General features: G+C 50.4%; 19 protein-coding genes. 7 read left to right on the top strand and 12 right to left on the bottom strand.

What is annotated here, in order from left to right; all coding sequences use genetic code 11:
- Positions 1-188: 188 nt before the first annotated feature.
- From H8L47_RS24905 to H8L47_RS24895, 3 genes are read right to left on the bottom strand one after another with little or no spacing between them, the layout of a single operon-like run.
- Positions 189-1337: an anhydro-N-acetylmuramic acid kinase gene (locus tag H8L47_RS24905; RefSeq protein WP_230413899.1), complete on the bottom strand. Its 1149-nt coding sequence runs from the start codon at positions 1335-1337 to the stop codon at positions 189-191.
- 53 nt (positions 1338-1390) lie between these two features.
- Complete coding sequence (locus H8L47_RS24900; protein ID WP_186956385.1) at positions 1391-1915, bottom strand: GNAT family N-acetyltransferase; 525 nt, start codon at positions 1913-1915, stop codon at positions 1391-1393.
- Positions 1916-1925: 10 nt separating this feature from the next.
- Positions 1926-3296, bottom strand: a complete 1371-nt coding sequence (locus H8L47_RS24895) for a M23 family metallopeptidase (protein WP_186956384.1) — start codon at positions 3294-3296, stop codon at positions 1926-1928.
- A 266-nt stretch (positions 3297-3562) separates the two neighbouring features.
- Here H8L47_RS24895 and tyrS point away from each other — a divergent pair, with 266 nt between their 5' ends.
- From tyrS to H8L47_RS24880, 3 genes are all read left to right on the top strand, one after another.
- A complete protein-coding gene (gene tyrS / locus H8L47_RS24890; RefSeq protein WP_186956383.1) occupies positions 3563-4831 on the top strand; it encodes a tyrosine--tRNA ligase in 1269 nt (422 codons plus the stop codon).
- A gap of 179 nt (positions 4832-5010) precedes the next feature.
- Positions 5011-5451: a D-aminoacyl-tRNA deacylase gene (gene dtd / locus H8L47_RS24885; protein WP_186956382.1), complete on the top strand. Its 441-nt coding sequence runs from the start codon at positions 5011-5013 to the stop codon at positions 5449-5451.
- 15 nt (positions 5452-5466) lie between these two features.
- Complete coding sequence (locus H8L47_RS24880; RefSeq protein ID WP_186956381.1) at positions 5467-6135, top strand: histidine phosphatase family protein; 669 nt, start codon at positions 5467-5469, stop codon at positions 6133-6135.
- Between the two features lie 67 nt (positions 6136-6202).
- Here H8L47_RS24880 and H8L47_RS24875 read toward each other — a convergent pair whose 3' ends face one another.
- Genes H8L47_RS24875 through H8L47_RS24860 form a run of 4 tightly spaced genes read right to left on the bottom strand, consistent with a single transcriptional unit; the run spans position 6203 to position 9266 of the window.
- Positions 6203-6940, bottom strand: a complete 738-nt coding sequence (locus H8L47_RS24875; protein WP_186956380.1) for a LytR/AlgR family response regulator transcription factor — start codon at positions 6938-6940, stop codon at positions 6203-6205.
- Positions 6937-7989 carry a sensor histidine kinase gene (locus tag H8L47_RS24870; RefSeq protein WP_222616673.1) on the bottom strand — a complete coding sequence of 351 codons (1053 nt, stop codon included), beginning with the start codon at positions 7987-7989 and terminating at the stop codon, positions 6937-6939. The genes H8L47_RS24875 and H8L47_RS24870 overlap by 4 nt, the downstream gene beginning before the upstream one ends.
- A gap of 11 nt (positions 7990-8000) precedes the next feature.
- A complete protein-coding gene (locus H8L47_RS24865) occupies positions 8001-8606 on the bottom strand; it encodes a hypothetical protein (RefSeq protein ID WP_186956378.1) in 606 nt (201 codons plus the stop codon).
- A gap of 57 nt (positions 8607-8663) precedes the next feature.
- Positions 8664-9266 carry a hypothetical protein gene (locus H8L47_RS24860; RefSeq protein ID WP_186956377.1) on the bottom strand — a complete coding sequence of 201 codons (603 nt, stop codon included), beginning with the start codon at positions 9264-9266 and terminating at the stop codon, positions 8664-8666.
- Positions 9267-9661: 395 nt separating this feature from the next.
- Here H8L47_RS24860 and H8L47_RS24855 point away from each other — a divergent pair, with 395 nt between their 5' ends.
- Positions 9662-11245, top strand: a complete 1584-nt coding sequence (locus tag H8L47_RS24855; RefSeq protein WP_186956376.1) for a hypothetical protein — start codon at positions 9662-9664, stop codon at positions 11243-11245.
- A 66-nt stretch (positions 11246-11311) separates the two neighbouring features.
- On the opposite strand, the gene H8L47_RS24850 is transcribed toward H8L47_RS24855, so the two are convergent.
- On the bottom strand, positions 11312-12640 hold the full coding sequence (locus H8L47_RS24850; protein ID WP_329605493.1) for an NAD(P)/FAD-dependent oxidoreductase: 1329 nt from the start codon (positions 12638-12640) through the stop codon (positions 11312-11314).
- Positions 12641-12963: 323 nt separating this feature from the next.
- On the opposite strand from H8L47_RS24850, the gene dusB reads away from it, so the two are divergent.
- From dusB to purH, 3 genes are all read left to right on the top strand, one after another.
- On the top strand, positions 12964-13974 hold the full coding sequence (dusB, locus tag H8L47_RS24845; protein ID WP_186956374.1) for a tRNA dihydrouridine synthase DusB: 1011 nt from the start codon (positions 12964-12966) through the stop codon (positions 13972-13974).
- A gap of 93 nt (positions 13975-14067) precedes the next feature.
- Entirely contained in the window at positions 14068-14301 is a 234-nt protein-coding gene (locus tag H8L47_RS24840; protein ID WP_110258221.1) for a helix-turn-helix domain-containing protein, read from the top strand.
- A 47-nt stretch (positions 14302-14348) separates the two neighbouring features.
- Positions 14349-15914: a bifunctional phosphoribosylaminoimidazolecarboxamide formyltransferase/IMP cyclohydrolase gene (gene purH / locus H8L47_RS24835; protein ID WP_186956373.1), complete on the top strand. Its 1566-nt coding sequence runs from the start codon at positions 14349-14351 to the stop codon at positions 15912-15914.
- A 161-nt stretch (positions 15915-16075) separates the two neighbouring features.
- Here purH and H8L47_RS24830 read toward each other — a convergent pair whose 3' ends face one another.
- The 4 genes from H8L47_RS24830 to H8L47_RS24815 all read right to left on the bottom strand — a co-directional run bounded on the left by H8L47_RS24830 (position 16076) and on the right by H8L47_RS24815 (position 19912).
- Positions 16076-17275, bottom strand: coding sequence for a phospholipase effector Tle1 domain-containing protein (locus H8L47_RS24830; protein ID WP_186956372.1), 1200 nt, complete (start codon positions 17273-17275; stop codon positions 16076-16078).
- A 12-nt stretch (positions 17276-17287) separates the two neighbouring features.
- Positions 17288-17797, bottom strand: a complete 510-nt coding sequence (locus H8L47_RS24825; RefSeq protein ID WP_186956371.1) for a hypothetical protein — start codon at positions 17795-17797, stop codon at positions 17288-17290.
- Between the two features lie 590 nt (positions 17798-18387).
- Positions 18388-18702, bottom strand: a complete 315-nt coding sequence (locus H8L47_RS24820) for an HU family DNA-binding protein (protein ID WP_186956370.1) — start codon at positions 18700-18702, stop codon at positions 18388-18390.
- Positions 18703-18865: 163 nt separating this feature from the next.
- Complete coding sequence (locus H8L47_RS24815; RefSeq protein WP_186956369.1) at positions 18866-19912, bottom strand: hypothetical protein; 1047 nt, start codon at positions 19910-19912, stop codon at positions 18866-18868.
- Positions 19913-19932 lie beyond the last annotated feature (20 nt).

Raw genomic sequence — 19932 nt, 5'->3', positions numbered from 1 at the left:
GAGGCGAACTATAGCAAACTACTGCCCTTCTTCGCAAGCGTTTATCGGTAATTATTTACTTCGTTTGTAGAAAGGCAAAACCACTGAGTGCGCTGCGCGCACCGAGTGGTTTTCTTGCTCCTATATATAGAGAGGGGCGGACGCAACCAGGACTTGGACTTAACTTTGCTATTGCAATACACCCATCGTCAGGCAGGGTATAGCGCGCCGAGAATACGCCCGCCTGCTGCGCCGGTTACATCGGCCAGGTTGCCCGGCAGGCGCAGGCAAAATCTTTGCGCCAGCCAGGCAAATGCGAGTGCCTCCACCTGCTCAGGAGCAACACCCAAGATAGCAGTACTATTCACCATGGCCTTGCAAGACTGGGCAGACAATAAAACCTGCAAGCGTTGCATGAGCTGGTGATTGTAAGCTCCGCCACCACAGACATACACATGGGCGGCATCTGGCGCATGGCGGACAATATCATTTGCGAGCGTCAGCGCGGTGAATTCGCACAAAGTTGCCTGCACATCGACGGGCCTGCTTGCCTCAAAACCCAGTAGCTTGCCCTGCAACCATGCCAGATGAAACAGATCACGGCCTGTGCTTTTGGGTGGCGACATATGCAGATAAGCCTCATCCATCAAACTAGCCAACAAGGCGGGGATGACATTGCCCTGCGCAGCCCAGTCGCCATTGGCATCATAGGTCTTGCCCTGATGTTGCTGGATCCAGGCGTCCATCAAGACATTGCCAGGACCAGTATCAAAACCACGGGTGCTGCCATCAGCAGCCAGGATACTGATATTGCTGATGCCACCGATATTGGCGACGACACTAGAAGTGCCTGCGCATCCAAATACGGCGCGATGAAAGGCTGGTACCAAAGGTGCGCCCTGGCCACCAGCGGCTATATCCCGACTGCGGAAGTCGGCGATGACGTCGATGCCAGTCAACTCTGCCAGCAGGGAGGGATTATTGGTCTGACGGGTATAACCCAGTTCCGGTCTGTGCCTGATGGTTTGCCCATGCACGCCTATAGCCTGCACGACTTGCCCTTCTGCCAGTGCTTGCAGTTTTTTTACGCACGCGGCATACGTTTTGGCCAGGGCATTTGCCAGCAGAGCTTCCTGATGCAATTCATTCTCACTGGCTTGCTGCAAGCGCATGGCTTGCTGGCGCAGTTCCGCATCAAAGGGGATATAAGCAGTAGCCAGGATATGCATGCCAGCGCCCGTGTCCTCCCTGGGGTCAGGCAAACGCACCATGACACCATCGACCCCATCGAGGCTGGTGCCTGACATCAGGCCTATATATATAGATGTTGAATTGTTGTTGCCATGCTGCATGCTCATGCTGATACCTCGTCATCCTTAATGAGCAAGAGTATAGAAGAGTCGGCCCGGCATTATAGTGACTTGCAGAAAATTCTATTCGCGATGTCTTCAGATTCCATGCGGAAGATGGTCTCACCTATGTCAGCATAACCGGCAAGTGGATAAAAGTGCCGTGCCCTGTCATTACCTACCCAGGTGGTCAGCCAGACTTGTTGCACACCCTGCTCACGCAGATGTGCTTCAGCCTCAGTTAGCAACTGACGCGCTATGCCACGACCAAAAAATGCAGGGTGTATATAGAGATGATCGAGTTCAGCCTGATGCTCGGCACTGACCTGGGCATGGCGCTTGCCATTCGAGGTTTGACAATAACCGACCAGATGCCCATTGCTTTCTGCCAGCAGGATATGGGTATTGGTTTGAGCGAGATAGCTTGCCGTACGTGCCGTTGTCAGTTGAGATAGGACATAGTCAGCAATGGTTTGACTGATACCCTGTTTAACATAGGTATCAAGCCAGACTTGCAGTATCAAAACGGTCAGGACAGAGGCATCGCTTGCCTCTGCCTTGCGTATGAAGAAAGACGTTGTGTTCAAGCGCCCCTGATCAGGAACGCTTGGCCAGGCGCATGACTTCGGCCATGCGTTCTGGATGCAGCAGATTGAATCTATGGTTCATGTCACCTGCAAACCCCTTGAAACGGGCCATTTCAGCAGTCGCCAACGGTGCAGCTTCTGTCATGTTAACAGTCATGGGGTCACGGGCTTCATTATTGACGCGGAACTCATAATGCAGATGCGGACCAGTAGACCAGCCAGTAGAGCCAACATAGCCAATCACATCGCTCTGACTGACTTTCATGCCCTTATGTACACCAGTTGCAAAGCGACTCATGTGTGCATAGGCAGTGCTGTAACCATTCCAGTGTTTGATGACAACCAGATTGCCATAACCACCACTCGGCCCGACCGACTCAATCACACCATCAGCAGCAGCGCGTATCGGTGTCCCAGTTGCAGCAGCAAAGTCGACGCCCTTATGTGCTTTCCATTGACCAGAAATTGGGTGCACTCGCATGGAGAAGCCGGAAGATATACGAGTAAATTCTATCGGCGATCTCAGGAAGGCCTTTTTCAAAGACTTGCCGTCAAAGGTGTAATAACCGCCCTTACCACCCGTTTCTTCAAACCAGGCAGCCTGATACAGCTTGCCAGAATTACTAAATTCACCCGCCAGCACTCGGCCAGTGCGGACCCGTTCGCCGTTTTGCCAGAAACTTTCATAGACAATATTGAAATAATCGCCCTTTTGCAGACGCTGATAATCAACATTGGTCTCGAACATGGTCTTCACCTGTTCTGTGACGTTAAGCGGGATCAGGGCATCATCAGCAGCAGGATAGAAGGCAGTGCGGATATAGGCTGTTGCCATTTCCACACGTCTTTCTAGCTTGGCAGTGATATCGGACGAAGTCAGTTTGCCAGTATTATCACGGCTGATGACGATGTTTCTGACCGGTTTGTCCGGGCCATCGGAGACGGTTGTTTGCAACCACAGGAGTTCGCCTTCATCATCCGTTTTTACTGCAACGGTTTTGTCAGCTCTGAATTGCAGGATACCGCGTGCAATACTGTCTGATTTGATGAACTGCGCCGCTTCGTCGTCATCCACACCTATACGCTGCAAGAACGTGGCCAATTGCTCACTGCTCTTGAAGGTGGCTTCACGGATGAATTGCTGCTCGGTCGCTTCAAGTGCGGCGACCTGTTCATCCAGTGAAGGCAGGCTGAGTTCTTGTTTGATGCGCTTGACTGGCAGGTCAGATGCGTCTGGTGCCAGAGGTGCAACACCAACTGCGCCAAATGCGCAGACAGCAAAGAAAAGTGCGGAGACGGAAACGATGCGCGAAACGCGTGTGGTGCCAAACAACAGTCTGCCACCAGAGACTAATCGAAGTAATTTATCTGTTGGACGCATGCAATAAGTTAAAATTGACTGTTTTTATCGAAAATTCGAGATCGTTGCAGTGAGATGAACTTGCACATAAAATATGCATGGTATCAAGACTACAACACTAAGTTCGGGATTATAAAACCAGGTAACAAGCAAGTAAATTGCTGACATCCGGTTTAAGCGATAATCCCTGCAAATTAACCAACACCCAGAATTTGGCAAACGCTGATTATGGATTCAGTTCAAGAATTCGACCAGCGGTGTTACAAAAAAATTGATCTATATTAAAGATGACTTCTGAACATAATTCCAGCTCCTCTGAAAACTCCGCTACCGCCAGCAAAATCCTGCCCTTGTCTGATGCAGTGCAACATGCACTGGCAGTAGCAAAGCGCGGTGTTGATGAACTGCTCATCGAATCCGAATTTGCCCAAAAACTGGCACGTAGCGAACAAACTGGCAAACCCCTGCGCATCAAGCTGGGCCTGGACCCGACTGCACCAGATTTGCACCTGGGCCACACAGTTGTGCTCAACAAGATGCGGCAATTGCAAGATCTGGGCCATACCGTGATCTTTTTGATCGGCGATTTCACCTCCATGATCGGTGACCCGTCTGGTCGCAATGCCACCCGCCCGCCGCTGACGCGCGAACAAATCGAAGACAACGCCCAGACTTACTTCAAGCAGGCGGCTTTGGTGCTGGACGCCAGCAAAACCGAGATACGCTACAACTCTGAATGGTCAGACCCACTCGGCGCACGCGGCATGATACAACTGTCATCCAAATACACCGTCGCCCGTATGATGGAGCGCGATGACTTCACCAAGCGCTTCAAGGCGGGCACGCCGATTTCCGTGCATGAATTCCTGTACCCGCTGATGCAGGGTTATGATTCCGTCGCCCTGAAATCTGATCTGGAACTTGGTGGCACCGACCAGAAATTCAACCTGCTGGTAGGTCGTGAACTGCAAAAAGATTATGGACAAGAGCCACAATGTATTTTGACCATGCCTTTGCTGGAAGGCCTGGACGGCGTCGAAAAGATGTCCAAGTCCAAGAACAACTACATCGCCATCACGGAGCCAGCCAATACCATGTTCGCCAAGATCATGAGTATTTCTGACACCATGATGTGGCGTTACTACGAGCTGCTGTCTTTCTGTTCACTGGAGCAGATCGCTGCCTACAAAAAAGCCGTGGCAGAAGGCCAGAACCCGCGTGATATCAAAGTGGCGATTGCGCAGGAAATCGTGACGCGCTTCCATAGCAAGCAGGCGGCGGAAGATGCATTGGCGGATTTTGTGAATCGTTCCAAGGGCGGGATACCCGATGATGTGGCAGAAGTCACTATCAGCGGTGCACCTTTGAGCATAGGTCAGTTGTTGAAACAGACTAATCTGTGTGCATCGACAGGTGAAGGTATGCGTATGGTTGAACAAGGCGGTGTGCGCATTGATTCTGTCGTTATCAGCGACAAGGGTTTGAAAGTCGAAGCTGGTACTTTTGTAGTGCAAGTTGGTCGTCGCAAGTTTGCGAAGGTGACGTTGACGGCTTGATGCCAGGTATGTAGGTTGGGCCGGGCCCCGCTGGGCTATACGCTTCATCAGCCCAACGCTGGACCTCAGTAATCGTGTAAGTCATTTAGGCGCCGAGTGTTGGGCTGGTAAACCGTAGCCCAACCTACAAGATTTCGCCTGCTCCCTCTTTCTCTCAAGCAACAAAACCAAACACCTCCATGATCGCCCTACTACAAAGAGTAACCGAAGCCAAAGTCGTCGTCGATGGTAACACCATCGGAGCCATCAACAACGGCCTGATGATACTGGTCTGCGCCGAACGCGAAGATACTGAAAAACAGGCCGATGATTTATTGAAAAAATTACTGGCTTACCGCGTCTTCTCAGACGACGCTGGCAAGATGAACCGCAGTGTCACTGATGTGCAAGGCGGCTTGCTGCTGGTGCCGCAATTCACGCTGGCGGCTGATACCAATTCCGGCACCCGCCCCTCGTTTACTCCAGCGGCGCCACCAGAACTGGGCAGGCAATTATTCGATTATTTTGTCACCCAGGCACGCAGCAAACATGCGCAGGTAGAAACCGGCAGCTTTGGTGCCGACATGAAAGTGTCTCTGACCAATGATGGTCCAGTCACCTTCTGGCTAAAAACAAAATAAGAACAAAATAAACAAATGAAACCCACAGAAATTTTATTGATACGCCACGGCGAAACGGCCTGGAATGCAGAACGCCGCTTGCAAGGCCATCTCGATATCCCACTGAATGTCGAAGGCACGCGCCAGGCCAAGGCGCTGGCCTGGGCTTTGCAAAATGAAAAACTGCACGCGATAGTCACCAGCGACTTGCAGCGTGCCGTGCAAACCGCCGGTGAAATCGCCCGCCTGCAAGGTGTCAGCACCCGCATAGACAAGGGCTTGCGTGAGCGTTGCTTTGGCGGTTTTGAAGGCAAGCTGTATAGCGAACTGCCCAGCCTGTACCGCAAGGAATACAACGCCTGGCAAGCACATGAACCGGATGCGCAATTCCCGCCGGGTGAAAACGAAGGCGAAACCATACGCCAATTCCACAAGCGTGTGATGGAACATGTGTTTTACTATGCTAAACAATTTGAAGGTAAAAAAATCGCCCTCGTCGCCCACGGCGGCGTACTCGAATGCGCCTACCGTGCCGCCAAGAATTTACCACTGAACGCACCACGCGAAGTAACGATCTATAACGCCAGCATCAACCGATTTGAAGTGATGGGCAAAGAAATCAAGCTGGTGCAATGGGGTGATATTGCGCATCTGGATGCTGATGGGATGGATGAGATAAATCAGACTGCTACGGACAAGCATTAAGACGCTGAGAAAAATAGACTATCCTGTTTTTTGCAAAAATGCTTGCCTCAATTGACGACTATCGAACTTACATCTGCTTGAACTGGTGTTGAAAAGCCTGTGACACCGCCAGCCATTCATCCTCTTTCTGCAAACGCAAAGCCAGGCCACCATCACTTCTTTGCACCGCGTCTATCGCTGCCACATTGACGATATTGCTGCGTGATATTTGCCAAAATTTATCGGCATCAAGTTGTGCTGCCAGGTCTTTGATGGTGGTGCGGATATAGGCTTCGAGTTTGGCAGTGATGACTTTGGTGTATTTGGAATCTGCACGGAAGCATAGTACATCGCTGACATTGATGAAGCGTATCTGGTTGCCCACCGATGCCTGTATCCAGCGTAGTGGTTCTTGCGGCTTTTTGACTTGCAACGCAGATAGATCAGCCGGTTGTTGTGACAGCCGTTGCCTCAGTCTTTGCACGGCCAGTGCCAGCCGGCCCATGTCGAGCGGCTTGAGCAAATAATCAACCGCGCCCTGGTCGAAGGCATCAACGGCATAGTCATTATGTGTAGTCAGAAAAACGATGTGACAAGGATGCTGGGCAAGGCGAGCCACATCTATACCGCTCAGGCCGGGCATGCGCACATCCAGAAAGGCGATGTCGGGGCGCAGATCGGTAATGGTTTGCATAGCCTTGATGCCGTCATCAACACTGGCGATGATGTCCAGTTCTGGCCATAGCTGTACCAAGGCGTCTTGCAATTCCTGGCGCAGTATTGCTTCGTCTTCTGCGATCAGGGCTTTGGGATTGATGATGTTCATGCCAGCTCACTTGTCCTGGCTGGCAGAGATATGCTGGCACACACGCCGCCCTTTTCACCTGGCTGCAATTGCAGTTCTGCCTGCTCACCGAACAAGGCCAATAACCTTTCCTGCACATTCAGCAAGCCAACGCCGCTACCCAGTTCGTCCTGAAAACCACGGCCATTATCGCTGACTGAGACCAGCAATTGCCCTGCTTCGCTACTGGCACGGATGTCTATGCGCACCTCACCCGGCTGAGGTTCTATACCATGCTTGATGGCATTTTCTACCAGGCTCATGATGGCCAGTGGCGGGATCAGGCAGGCGCGCAATTCATCTGATGCCTGGACCGCGTACTGAAAGCGTGTGCCCAGGCGTATCTGAAAGATTTTCAGATAGGCAGCGGCCCTGTCCAACTCCTGTCCCAATGTGGTGCTACTCTGACGCATGTCGGGCATGGCAGCACGCAGGTAGGCAATCAGGTGATTCAGCATTTGCTCCGCCCTTGCAGCATCCTGGTGTATCAGGGCACGTGTATTAGCGAGCGTATTGAATAAAAAATGTGGCTCTATCTGGCCCTGCAAGGCAGCCAGCCTGGCTTCCAGCATTTGTCTTTCCAAATTGTGCTTGCTCGCTTCTGTCGCCAGACTGGCCTGGGTGCGGTGCGTGATTTCCAGGTCTATGGCCGCGGGTAGTATGGTGGCAAAGACGAATACGATGAGCACTGCAGGCAATAACCAGACTGCGTGACTGGCCGTCAATGGTGGCCAGAACACCGCCTCTATCCAGATACCCGCCAGCAGGGCCAGCAACATGAAGAGCACCAGCACGACCCAGCGCTGACTGGCATGTTTGAGCCACGCCGTTTTTTGTGACAGGCACAAGCCAGTTTGTGCCAGCGTATAAGCCAGCAAAATCGCCAGGCTATCTGCCAGCCAGGCTGAGCCGGCGCTGGCAAAACGGGCATAGCCCAGCAAACCCAGTACAGCAAGCATGGGTAACAGCGGCCAGGAGATACTGGCCTTGCGGTCATGCGCCTCATGAGATATCGTCAAATCTTTGTGCATCGGTTCGTGATCTACTCAGAGAAATTCAGGTTTTGTATTGTAGTCGCCACTGGCCCCATGGTGATTTTATTGGCAATGTGAGGTTTACTCTCAGGAGCAGGTGAGCTCACTTGAACATCGCTGAAGTTCATGCCCTTGACGAATAATTTTCCTTTATCTTTGAGTGCCACGCCCAGTTGCAGTCTGCTTGCATTGGCTGGCACCAGCAATCTGACCCTGATCGCTTCGCAGGCATCACTCTTGCGCGCCCAGGATGAAGAAAGTGAAATACCACCTTTGTCATCTATGGCCCGGATCCAGAATTCATAACCACCTAGCTCACCCATATGCCGCGCCGACGCCGTAAAGTGCATGGTTTTGCCACGATAGGCAGTAGCATCCACCACCTGTGTGATGGCGGCAAAATCATCATTAGTCATTCCCTCTTTTGCGGCCATGAAGAAGGCGGGCTGCTCTTTACTGCCTTGTGATGCATCCAGACCACTTTCATAATGCGTGGCAAGTGCGCCGTTCGCGGTCCAGCCCTTGGGTACACCACTATTGACAGCGCCAGCAAAAGAAAAGTTGACAGCAAATGCGGCGAGGGGTGCGGCGATTAAAATTTTCCAGTGTTTCAAGTCTGCTCCGGTATTGATATTGATATGGTTTGCGAAATAAGACGACACCTGTCAGTCTTATTCGGTAAAGTTCAAATTGCGCGCAGGATAAGTGTGCAAGCCAGCGCGAAAGCTGGGTAGCTCAACCGGGTTGGACATTGCGACATAAGGCTTGCGCTCCAGTTTGATGTCCCTGACCCAGATCTTGCCCTTAGAGGCGAGTGAAATACCTATATCGAAGTGCTTTAAAGTAGCAGGCAAATCTTTGGGGAAATGACTGGACACGACAATTCTTTCCCAGTCTTTGCCACTCGGGATACTGCGTGCCTGGATACCGCTAAAATCTGCCGACTTCATATGACGCAGCCATACCCTGCTTTTCTCTGCCCCTACTGCCTTGACCATCATACTGAACTCGATGATGCTGCCCTCATACTCTCGGGCATCAATCTGCTGCATCAGCGTGACAGTCTCACTGGTCGCAGTATCCTTGCTGGAAATGACAAGTGCCGGGTGCTCAGGCGTGCTTTCTGCTGTGTCAATACCCATTTCATATTTATCACCCAAAGGCCCCCATACCTGCCAGCCACTGGGTGCGCCCGTTTTAATGCCATCTGCAAATGAGGTATTCATGGCAAAAGCAATCAAAGGCGCTGCTGCCAGAATTTTCCAGTTTTTCATCATCTGTTCTCCATACGGGTTGTGAATGTGATGCAATATACGTATGAACAAATTTGATTTCCTTTGCTTTGCGATCACCGCCGCATCCTTGCCGATAAATGGCGGAAAATTTCTGATGAGTGGGCGGGATATAAAATAGTTTTGTGCATGACCACCCAGAAAGCGACAAGTGAATTGACCGGGCCTGGTTAAATGGCGATACTGCCAACTTTAGCTTTTTATTGTTTACTGTTACGCAAGCTGTGTGCCAGTTTTACTGATCTGCCATTTTAAGTCGAAGGAAAGTCCTAGTGCGAATCTTCTATCAATTCGATTATGATGCGCTGCCCCGCAACGTCAAGAAGCACTTGGCAAGGTCAGTCAGAAGCCCGGATTATCTCGTGCATGGGCAGGTCATGTCCAATCTGAAATGGTATGTGATACATGCTGCGATGATACTGGCATGTGCTTTCTTCATTTATCTGGCGGCAGAGGCCGACTTTGGCGACCCGGTGAAAGACACTTCCTGGGCTGACACTGGCATGGTAGCCTGGTATGCGATCCTGTTTTTTGGTATGGTATATGCAGGCCATGCGATATGGCAGCGCATGCAATTGAGTGCCAAGTTTCGCTTCCTGCCCGGCCGCTACCTGTTCCCATTGGCGCTGGTAGATATACGCAGTAACAAGATAGCAGTACATGACCTGGCGCAATTGCGCAAGCTGGATGCCACACATCATGAAACCAATGGTCGCTACAACAAAACCGTTTTTTCCTTCAATTTCAATGATGGGACAAGCAAGAGTCTGGTCATCAATAATCTGAACCAGGCTGAGATCGCACTGGAAAAATTCAATAGTTACCAAAGCAAGGCTCGTGCTGCCTTTCATAACCGTGATATCGCCAGCCTGTATGGCTTTGACCCCTTCCTGGATATACGCAAGAACAAGTGGAAAGAGGCTCTTGACACTTCCGGCGTGGCAAAAAAGTTGGTCGGTCTTTTGCATTATCTGAAAACGCCACTGCTTATCGTGGCCATCGTCATTGCTGCATTATTCTGGTATGGCAGGAATGCTGCATCGGATAAAAAAATGTACTTAAATGCGAAGCAACAAAAAACGGAAAGTGCCTATCTTGGCTATATCGCCAACGGCAAGTTCAGAGTGGCCGAGTTGCAAGCAGAATTGCCCCGTGTGGTTTTCAATGAAACCTTGAAAAAGAATTCCGTCACGCTGCTGCGCAATCTGAAAACACGTTTCCCGCAATCAGATATTTTGCCTGAAGTAGCAGAAGAAATTCACTTGCTGTATGACCGCTCACTGCAAAAATTCAAAGCCCAGGCAGTCAATTCAGATACCGGCTTGATCAAGTCCATGGAGCAATTACTGAAATTTGCAGAAGAACATGATAACCCCAACGTGGCCATCAGCTTCGCCCGCCCAACGGTGAGTGATTTGAGCCAGCTTGATGCCTTCCTCAAGCTAAAGGAAAACAAGCTGCGCGGCATGAAAATCATCCCTGCCGCCAAATACTTTGCAGATGACAGCGCCGCTGCCAGGGAGGCACGGATTACCACAGGCATACGCAGCGCTTTCAGCGCCATCTTCCCGAACGATGTGCTGGCATTCAATGCCAATGCAGCAGCAAAAGATAATGTCCCGAAACTGCTGATCGCCTATCAGATAGAACCATCCGGTAAGGTGTATACCTCAGAAAAACAGGATGATGCTTTTGTTGGACTGGTGATGCGTTTCAAAGCGGCCATCGTAGTACCCGGTAGCAGGGAGCGCTGGAAGTTTGATCTGGAAGTAGAGCCGCCAGATAGCTTCGATGTTGAGTATAAGACCTCCAGCCGCGATGCCGTGCATCATGCGCCCGAAGGCCAGGTGTACGCGGTCATGGCAGAACGCGCTTTTGACAAACTTGCCACCAAGATCAATGCTGCCTTCTTTAGTCCCGATAGTGCGGTGTTCATGCGACAGGTGAAGAATGGCCGCTGAGTAAATAAGCCACAAGTACAGTTGCAGATTGGGTGGCGCCCAATCTGCAGACCAGCTCAGTGAAGCTCAATGCAGCTTGATACGCGGATTGCGCACCCTGTCTATGGTCTCTGCCCAGGTCGATAACCAAGTATGGAACAGGCCATTGACTGCCACCTGGTGATGCTTGTGCAAAGACCAGTACATCCACTTTGCCAAAGTACCTTCGATAAAGACCGAGCCACTGGCGATAGCACCCATGAGGCTGCCGACGGTGCTGTAATTGCCCAGTGACACCAGAGAACCATGGTCCTTGTAGGTAAACTCCACCAAGTCCTTACCCTGCAACTGACGCACCAGTGATTTGGCCAGCGTGCTGGCTTGCTGATGAGCAGACTGGGCGCGCGGCGGCACATTGGGCAAACCCTCGCCCTGCGGGCAGGCACAGCAATCGCCGAGGGCAAAAATGGCGGGGTCGCGCGTCGTTTGCAAGTTGCGATTGACCACTAGTTGGTTGATGCGATTGCACTCCAGCCCATCCAGATCTTTTAAAAACTCAGGGGCCTTGATACCAGCAGCCCACACCACGATGCCACTGGGGATGAATTTGCCGCTAGCCATCTCCACACCGGCTTTGGATACTTCAACGACTTTTTCATTGGTATGCACTTCGATGGCGATGCTGCGCAATTCACGGGCAACGGATTCTGACAATCGCTCAGGCAGCATTTGCAACAGACGAGGGGAAGCATCAACGATGACGATCTTCAAGTCTTTTTCTGGATGGAAGTTGACCAGTCCATAGCTGGACAATATCTTGGTGGTCATGTGCAGTTCAGCCGCCAGTTCCACCCCGGTAGCACCACCGCCTATGATGGTGACGGTAAAACGCCCCTCACCCGCAGCCTGTGCCTGGGTTTGAGCGCGCAGGCAGCAGTTAATGAGTTTTTGATGGAAACGTTCTGCCGCCGCCAATGAATCCAGCATGATGCAGTTTTCACGCGCACCGGGAGTACCAAAATCATTGGTCTGACTACCCAGCGCGATGACCAGCTTGTCGTAAGGTATGGCCTGGCGCGGCAACAGCTCTATGCCATTTTCATCCAGAGTGGGAGCGAGGTAGATTTCCTTCTTGTCACGCGAGAGACCGTCCATGCGACCCAAACGAAAATCAAAATGATTGGAACGTGCCAGGGCGAAGTATTCGCGCTCGTCAGCATGGCTGTCGAGAGTGCCTGCGGCAACCTGATGCAACAAAGGTTTCCATAAATGGGTACGGCTGGCATCGACCAGCGTAATCACGGCCTTGCCGCGCTTGCCTAACTTCTTGCCCAGACGAACTGCCAGTTCCAGCCCGCCTGCACCACCGCCAACGATGGTAATTCTAAGTACTGCCTCCTTGTTTTGCGTGTTCACGACGACTCCCTTAATATAAAAAATGTATTCCCTTGGCGACGAGTGATCACTCGATGCCATGGGAATACACTTTGTCCAGAGTCAATATGACAAATTGCAACAAGAGTATACACACATGCCGCCTCGTGTTGGTTGGTATCCCGCTTACTATAGTAATTTAGAAATGCAAGTCTAAAAAACTGACTATTTCGCCAGATTTTTACTATCGTCAGCGCATGTCATATAGATAAAAATATTCCTTACGAGTAGTAACGAATTTGCCGAATATTTAGGCAGGATTCAGGTAGAATAGCGCTTCTTCGAATTTCCCCCCTTCCCTGATCGTGCAAATCGGCTCTTACGTGCTGCGTAATAATATTTTTGTTGCTCCCATGGCTGGCGTGACTGACAGACCTTTTCGTCAGTTGTGCAAGGAACTTGGTGCAGGCTATGCCGTGTCTGAAATGGCGGCATCCAATCCCAAACTCTGGGAAACAGAAAAGTCCACGCGCCGTACCAACCATGAAGGCGAAATGGAACCCAAGGCTGTGCAGATTGCCGGCGCTGATCCACAAATGCTGGCCGATTGTGCCAGGCATAATGTTGATAAAGGTGCACAAATCATCGATATCAACATGGGTTGCCCGGTCAAAAAAGTCTGCAATGCCTGGTGTGGCTCAGCCTTGTTGCAACATGAAAGCCTGGTCGGGCAGATACTGGATGCGGTGGTCGGTGCAGTCGATGTGCCGGTCACACTCAAGTTTCGTACCGGCTGGGACAGGGCAAATAAAAATGCCCTTAACATTGCCCGCATGGCAGAAGCGGCTGGCATACAAATGCTGACTTTGCATGGACGCACCCGTGCCGATGGCTATAAGGGTGATGCAGAATATGACACCATTGCTGCCGTCAAGGCCGCAGTCAATATCCCCGTAGTTGCCAATGGCGACATCACGACACCGGAAAAAGCCAAATATGTCTTGGAGGCCACCGGTGCTGACGCCATCATGATAGGCCGGGCGGCGCAAGGCCGACCGTGGATCTTTCGCGAGATCGCCCACTTCCTCACTACTGGCGAGCATTTACCCGCCCCCTTGATTTCTGAAGTTCGTGAACTCATGGATGCCCATTTGAAAGCGCACTATGCGTTCTATGGTGACTATCTTGGCGTACGAACGGCACGCAAACATATAGGCTGGTATGTGCAGGACCTGGTAGGTGGTGAAGATTTCCGGCAACAAATGAACTTACTGACGGATTGTGATGAACAACTTGCCGCCGTCAGCAGTTTTTTTGATCACATGGCTGGGGAGCGGTTACAATACCGCCCCTTTGAAGAAAAACTGGCAGCATAAGACAAAGCACTTTTACAAAAAATAAATTGTCTTGCCGTCCACGAACCGTGGACTACCCGCCGCCTGGCATAACCGAACAGTGATAAAAACAGCATGAGCAAAGATAGCATTCAAGACGCCGTCCATAAAAACCTGGAAAAGTATTTCCGTGACCTGGGCGAGCAACCCGCATCCAATATTTACGACATGGTCGTGTTAGCCGTTGAAAAACCTATGCTGGAAATGGTCATGACGCGCGCATCAAGCAACCAGTCGCAAGCCGCTGATATGTTGGGCATTAACCGGAATACCTTGCGCAAGAAATTGCAGCAGCACGGTTTGCTTTAATCCATCCGCGAGGCTTGACACCGATTTCCTTACTCATATCAAAAATCATGATCAAACAAGCCCTCATTTCCGTCTCCGACAAGACCGGCGTGCTCGAATTTGCACGTGAATTGTCTGCGCTCGGTGTCAAGCTCTTGTCCACGGGTGGCACAGCCAAACTGCTGGCTGACAATGGCCTGCCTGTTACCGAAGTGGCGGACTACACCGGCTTCCCTGAGATGCTCGATGGCCGTGTCAAGACCCTGCACCCTAAAGTGCATGGCGGCATTCTGGCACGCCGTGATTTTCCTGAACATGTGGCAGCACTGGAACAGCATGGCATTCCCACCATAGACATGGTGGTGGTCAACCTCTACCCGTTCCAGCAAACTGTGGCCAAGGGTGAATGCTCACTTGAAGATGCGATAGAAAATATCGACATCGGCGGCCCGACCATGTTGCGCTCGTCGGCCAAGAACCATAAAGATGTTACCGTCATTGTCGACCCTGCTGATTATGCAGTGGTGCTGGCAGAGATGAAGGCGAGTCAAAACGTCGTCAGCTATGACACCAAGTTCACGCTGGCAAAAAAAGTATTTGCCCATACAGCACAATACGATGGTGCCATCACCAATTACCTGACCAGCCTGGGTGAAGACAAAGCGCATGCTACACGCAGCGCCTATCCGCAAACCTTGAACCTGCATTTTGAAAAAGTGCAGGAAATGCGTTACGGTGAAAACCCGCACCAGTCCGCGGCCTTCTATCGCGACCTGAAATCTCTCGAAGGTTCGCTGGCCAACTACAAGCAATTGCAAGGCAAGGAACTGTCTTACAACAATATCGCTGATGCTGATGCAGCATGGGAATGCGTGAAGTCTTTCGCTGAATCTGCCTGTGTCATCGTCAAGCATGCCAATCCTTGCGGCGTAGCACTGGGTGCGACACCGTTTGAATCTTACAGCAAGGCTTTGCAGACTGACCCGACTTCTGCGTTCGGCGGCATCATCGCCTTCAACCGCGAACTCGATGGCAAGGCTGCTGAAATGGTCGCCAAGCAATTCGTTGAAGTGCTGATCGCACCATCGTTCACTGCGGAAGCAAAACAGATTTTCGCGGCAAAACAAAACGTGCGTTTGCTGGAAATCTCTCTGGGTGATGGCTTCAATCAGTACGACATGAAACGAGTTGGCGGTGGTTTGCTGGTACAGGCACCAGATGCCAAAAATGTCTTGCAGGAAGAACTGCGCGTAGTCTCGAAATTGCAGCCTACGCCACAACAAATGGCTGACATGATGTTCGCCTGGCGCGTGGCCAAGTATGTGAAATCGAATGCTATCGTCTTCTGCGGCAATGGTATGACACTGGGTGTAGGCGCTGGCCAGATGAGCCGAATAGACTCTGCACGCATTGCTTCCATCAAAGCGCAAAATGCTGGTTTGACTTTGTCTGGTTCTGCCGTTGCGTCAGACGCCTTCTTCCCCTTCCGTGATGGCTTGGATGTGGTGGTAGATGCAGGTGCAACTTGCGTGATCCACCCGGGTGGTTCCATGCGTGACCAGGAAGTGATTGATGCTGCGGATGAACGTGGAGTGGTGATGGTCTATACCGGTACACGTCATTTCCGCCATTGATCCCTTCTTGAAGTAGTGGTGGCGTGAATACTAAGCGGCTCTGTTAATCCAGAGCCGCTTTTTCATTCTGGCTTCCATCACCATGTATTAGCTTGATATGTGAGCATGTGTCAGAACTTTGATACCGTAACACCGGCCAATTACCGAGAGCCAAGCTTGACTTATAGTTTTAGCTGCACCTGTTTCACCTGCTCTGAAGTACGGGACAGCAGGCGATTCGAAGGACTATCATCGGCACTCAGGACATTCAGATCTGCTCCGGGTCTGGTGGCAGCAATTGGTTTGATGCTGCCACTAAACTGCTCGGCCAGCTTCTTGTCCACCGGATCAACAGGCTTTCCATCCGGGTCTTGTTTAGGCGTAATGCCGCGCTCTTCTACCCGGCGATAAAAGAATTTGTGCTGAGTGGAATCATGAATAACACTCTTCTCAGGCTCCACCGGCACTTCTCGTTTCATGATCATGGCAGAACCCAGAGTCGCATTCAGATAGCCACTCATCAGGTTAAAGTTACGCGTCGATAAACCATTGAGTTCATAGCCGCCGCCAATATCACTATGGCAACCAGTGGTTGTCACCCCCAAAAAACGGCCATCTGCGGACGTTCCTTGCGCAATGATGTTATCTGCCGGGAACAGGGTGCGGTGCTCATCTCCGGCCTTGATTTGCAAGCCACTGACAACCGAGGTGGCAGGTCTTCTGTCTTTACTTTCTGGTGCACCGGTTGCCACAGGATCATACATCGCCAATGCTTGCGCAATTTTTCCTGGCTCCTGCAGTGGCGGTGCTGTGTAGGTGACTTTATCATCAACCAAACCCAACCCCAAATTCAGAGCGGAACGCTCTACGTTCCTGGCTTCCGGATTTTGTATGCCGCGCTCATCAACCATGCGGGTAAATCCGGCGGCCTGTTCTGCACCACGACTAAATCCTACAGACAAAACACTAATTTTGGCATCTGGATTCTCTTGCAACCAGGCAGCAGACTGAATATTAAATCTTTGGTACATTTCCTCCAGACGTTCCTGGTAGGTGCCGCCAGTTGCGCCATCAATAGTACCTTTCAAGCCCCCTTGAGTACCTGGGCCCTCCTTGTAGTAAAAGCCGACATTGGGGTTTTCCAGCCTGGCATTTTCGACCTGTTCTTTCAACAATCCCACATTGGTGATGTGCTTGGGATCTTTGATTGCATCGTTTCCTGTACCGTCAAATAAGGCGACAAATACACGCGCATTTGGATCCTTGGCATCGTAGAGCTGGGGAACCTTAAAGGCATTGATCTCAGCTTCAGCCCTGGTATACGTTGCCAGTTGCTCAGGAGTCGCCTGTTTAACATCAACACCGTCAGATTTAACAGTCATAGGAAATTAGAATCAAAAAGTCTTGGTAAAGGCCAGCGTCAGATGATCACGATGCTCACGCGTCTGTTCATCTTTTTCCAGGCGCATCGTGACAAACATGTAGACATTCACAGTACGGTCATTCACTTCAATAATGATGGTTGGCTTGCCACCATAAACTGGCTCAGCTTTATATAGCCTGGAAAGCTCTTCAGTATGAAGAATTTTTCTGTCTTTAAATATCTCGTCCAGATTGAGTGAGTATTTGAACGGCGTGCCGTCCTGTGAGCGCCACTCCATTTCTACCGGGCCTGCAAACGCGTTGTAACTGCCCGAAGTACCCCATCTGAATCTACTGACATCTTCAGGCGTCTTTGCCCTGAAAACCTTGCCAAAGCTAAGTCTGTGTGGCGAGCCTGCATAGACCAGATAGACATCACTCGCACTAAATACCTTGATATCAATATCATGCGTGGTGAATTTCAACACTTCTTCATTTGCCATTGCGCTAAGTCCCAGTTGTGTTTGTAAAGCGATTGCCATCAAAAATCCTGCAAAATGTCGTTTCGAGAGTTTCATTGTTAACCCGTTTTTGCATAGAACCCATTTCTTGATTAGTGCGAAACAAGTCCAAGAATTACTTTAATCAAATGTGCTGCAGACGAATTATTATCAGAAATTCAAAGAAAATCCAAGCCAAGGTGTGTTGGCCTATTTTTTAATCTACAAGCAAGGTCAATAAGCTCTCGTCCAGCACAAATTGCAAACAGGAGAAGCAGAACACAGCACGGGATTACCCAAGGAACCAGCTCTTTCTGTCACGGAATGACCAACATGGCCGGCGCACAGGAAATGACGCCGAAAAACATCTGGAAAAACAGACTCAATAACAGGAATTATACTTCCACCCTTTTCATTTTTCAAATTTTTATACAAACAAAAGTAAAAAACATTTATGAACTTGGACTACTTGGAGAACCCTCATATTTTTGCACTTCGACCCTAGTTTATTCAAAGTACGGCTAATCAGAGAACAATCTGATTGAATGCTATAAATAAAAAAAGGAAGTCCGAAGACATCCTTTTTGCGCAATACGACTACTGAACGGCCTTGCCCCTGACATCACGTGGCTTTAATCGTCTTCATCTTTCATATCATCAACAGGCAAATTATTGACTTTGTTTTGCAGGTAGCGACTGGGTTTGAATTTGGGGACTTTGCGGTCTTCAATCATCACAGGTTCACCTGTACGCGGATTTCTGGCTTGTTTTGCGTTTCTTTCAGCCACCTTGAAGGTGCCAAAACGGCTGATCTTGGCTTCGCCGTCTTCGCTCATTTCCCGGATGATTTCATCAAAGACAGAAGTGACGATATCCTTGACCACGTTCCTGGTCAAAGTACCCTGATATTTACCGTAAATACACTCGACGATGTCGTGTTTTGTCATTTCTATTATGGCTTTCTACTTGCAGTAAAGAACTGCATTATTCTAAAAAGCTATAATATGCCTTCGAAATTTGAAAGTCAAAGTAGACCGGGGTAGTGCTGGAATGATTGAAATGCGCAGCCCTTTGGCTGGAGCTAAGTCATCATCCAGACTGATCAGAGTATCAAAGACCGGGAATGGCTGAGGTTTTCCTGGCAGATGCCTCAGGCGGTGCTTTAGATTTATCTACCCCGTTGACGCTGGATGAGGGAATATTCGTCGCAAGGCTGCCGTTACGCACCTGTTCTTGCATCTTGCTTTTGGCATCTGCTTCGCTCACGATACTGGCGTTGGAGCCGTATCGTTCAGTCACCGACATCGCCTTGCCCGAACGCAACTGAAGCGACAAATCGTCAATCTGCGCTCTGATTACATTAACATTGATGGGGACTGACGAAGATGCCTTCGGCGTGAGCTCTGCAGGATTTTGGGTCGCCATCTTACGTACCAGCCAATTGAATTTCAACACGTCCATAGGCAGGGGTGATGCCCTGGTCTGATCGGGCGCACCAGCAGAGGACTTGAAATTCCTGGCATATTCTGCCTGCTTGTCGAGGTTCTGCATCAGGTAAGCTTGGGACTCCTCAGCCAAACGCCGATAACTTTCGCTACGTTCTGGAGAAAAATACTTTTGCCTTATCTTTGCCTCGTTGTGTTCGAAATAAGCCTTTTGCTGCGCTGTCATCTGCTTGCCGTCACCAGGTTCGATTCCAAGCAAACGGAGGTACATTCTTTGTCTGATGGCATCAATCGATTTGTGTTCCGGATTTGCCGCACCAGACTTCAAGTCTGCCTGAATTTTCTTTTGTAAATCCTCAAACGATTTGCGACTTGATGGAGACATTTTCGCCAAGCTATCTGCATTAGCAGCTTGCATGGCTTCCAGAATCTCATCGCCATTCTTTCCTTTCATGCTGGCAATTACAGCCTGATATTTTATTGTATCCTCCTGGTTCAATCTGGGAACTAAACTGTAGCTATCTGCATTTTTTTTCAAGCTCTGATCTGTCTTCCCGGCATTGATAATATCCATCTGCAGCAAATCATTCACTTGCTGCCCATGGGAATATACGGGCCATAGCAAGCCCAGCAGCAACCATAGTGCTGCCACTTGGTTTGCCTTGCCAGTGTTTCGCGCTTGCTGACTATGATTCATGTTCAGGCTCATCAATGCTGATTGCTTTAAGTGCA

This window comes from Undibacterium umbellatum (genome assembly GCF_014284125.1).
Classification (GTDB): Bacteria; Pseudomonadota; Gammaproteobacteria; order Burkholderiales; family Burkholderiaceae_D; genus Undibacterium; species Undibacterium umbellatum.
The sequence above is the reverse complement of the archived record's forward strand: the minus strand, read 5'-3'. Positions and strand labels throughout refer to the sequence as shown.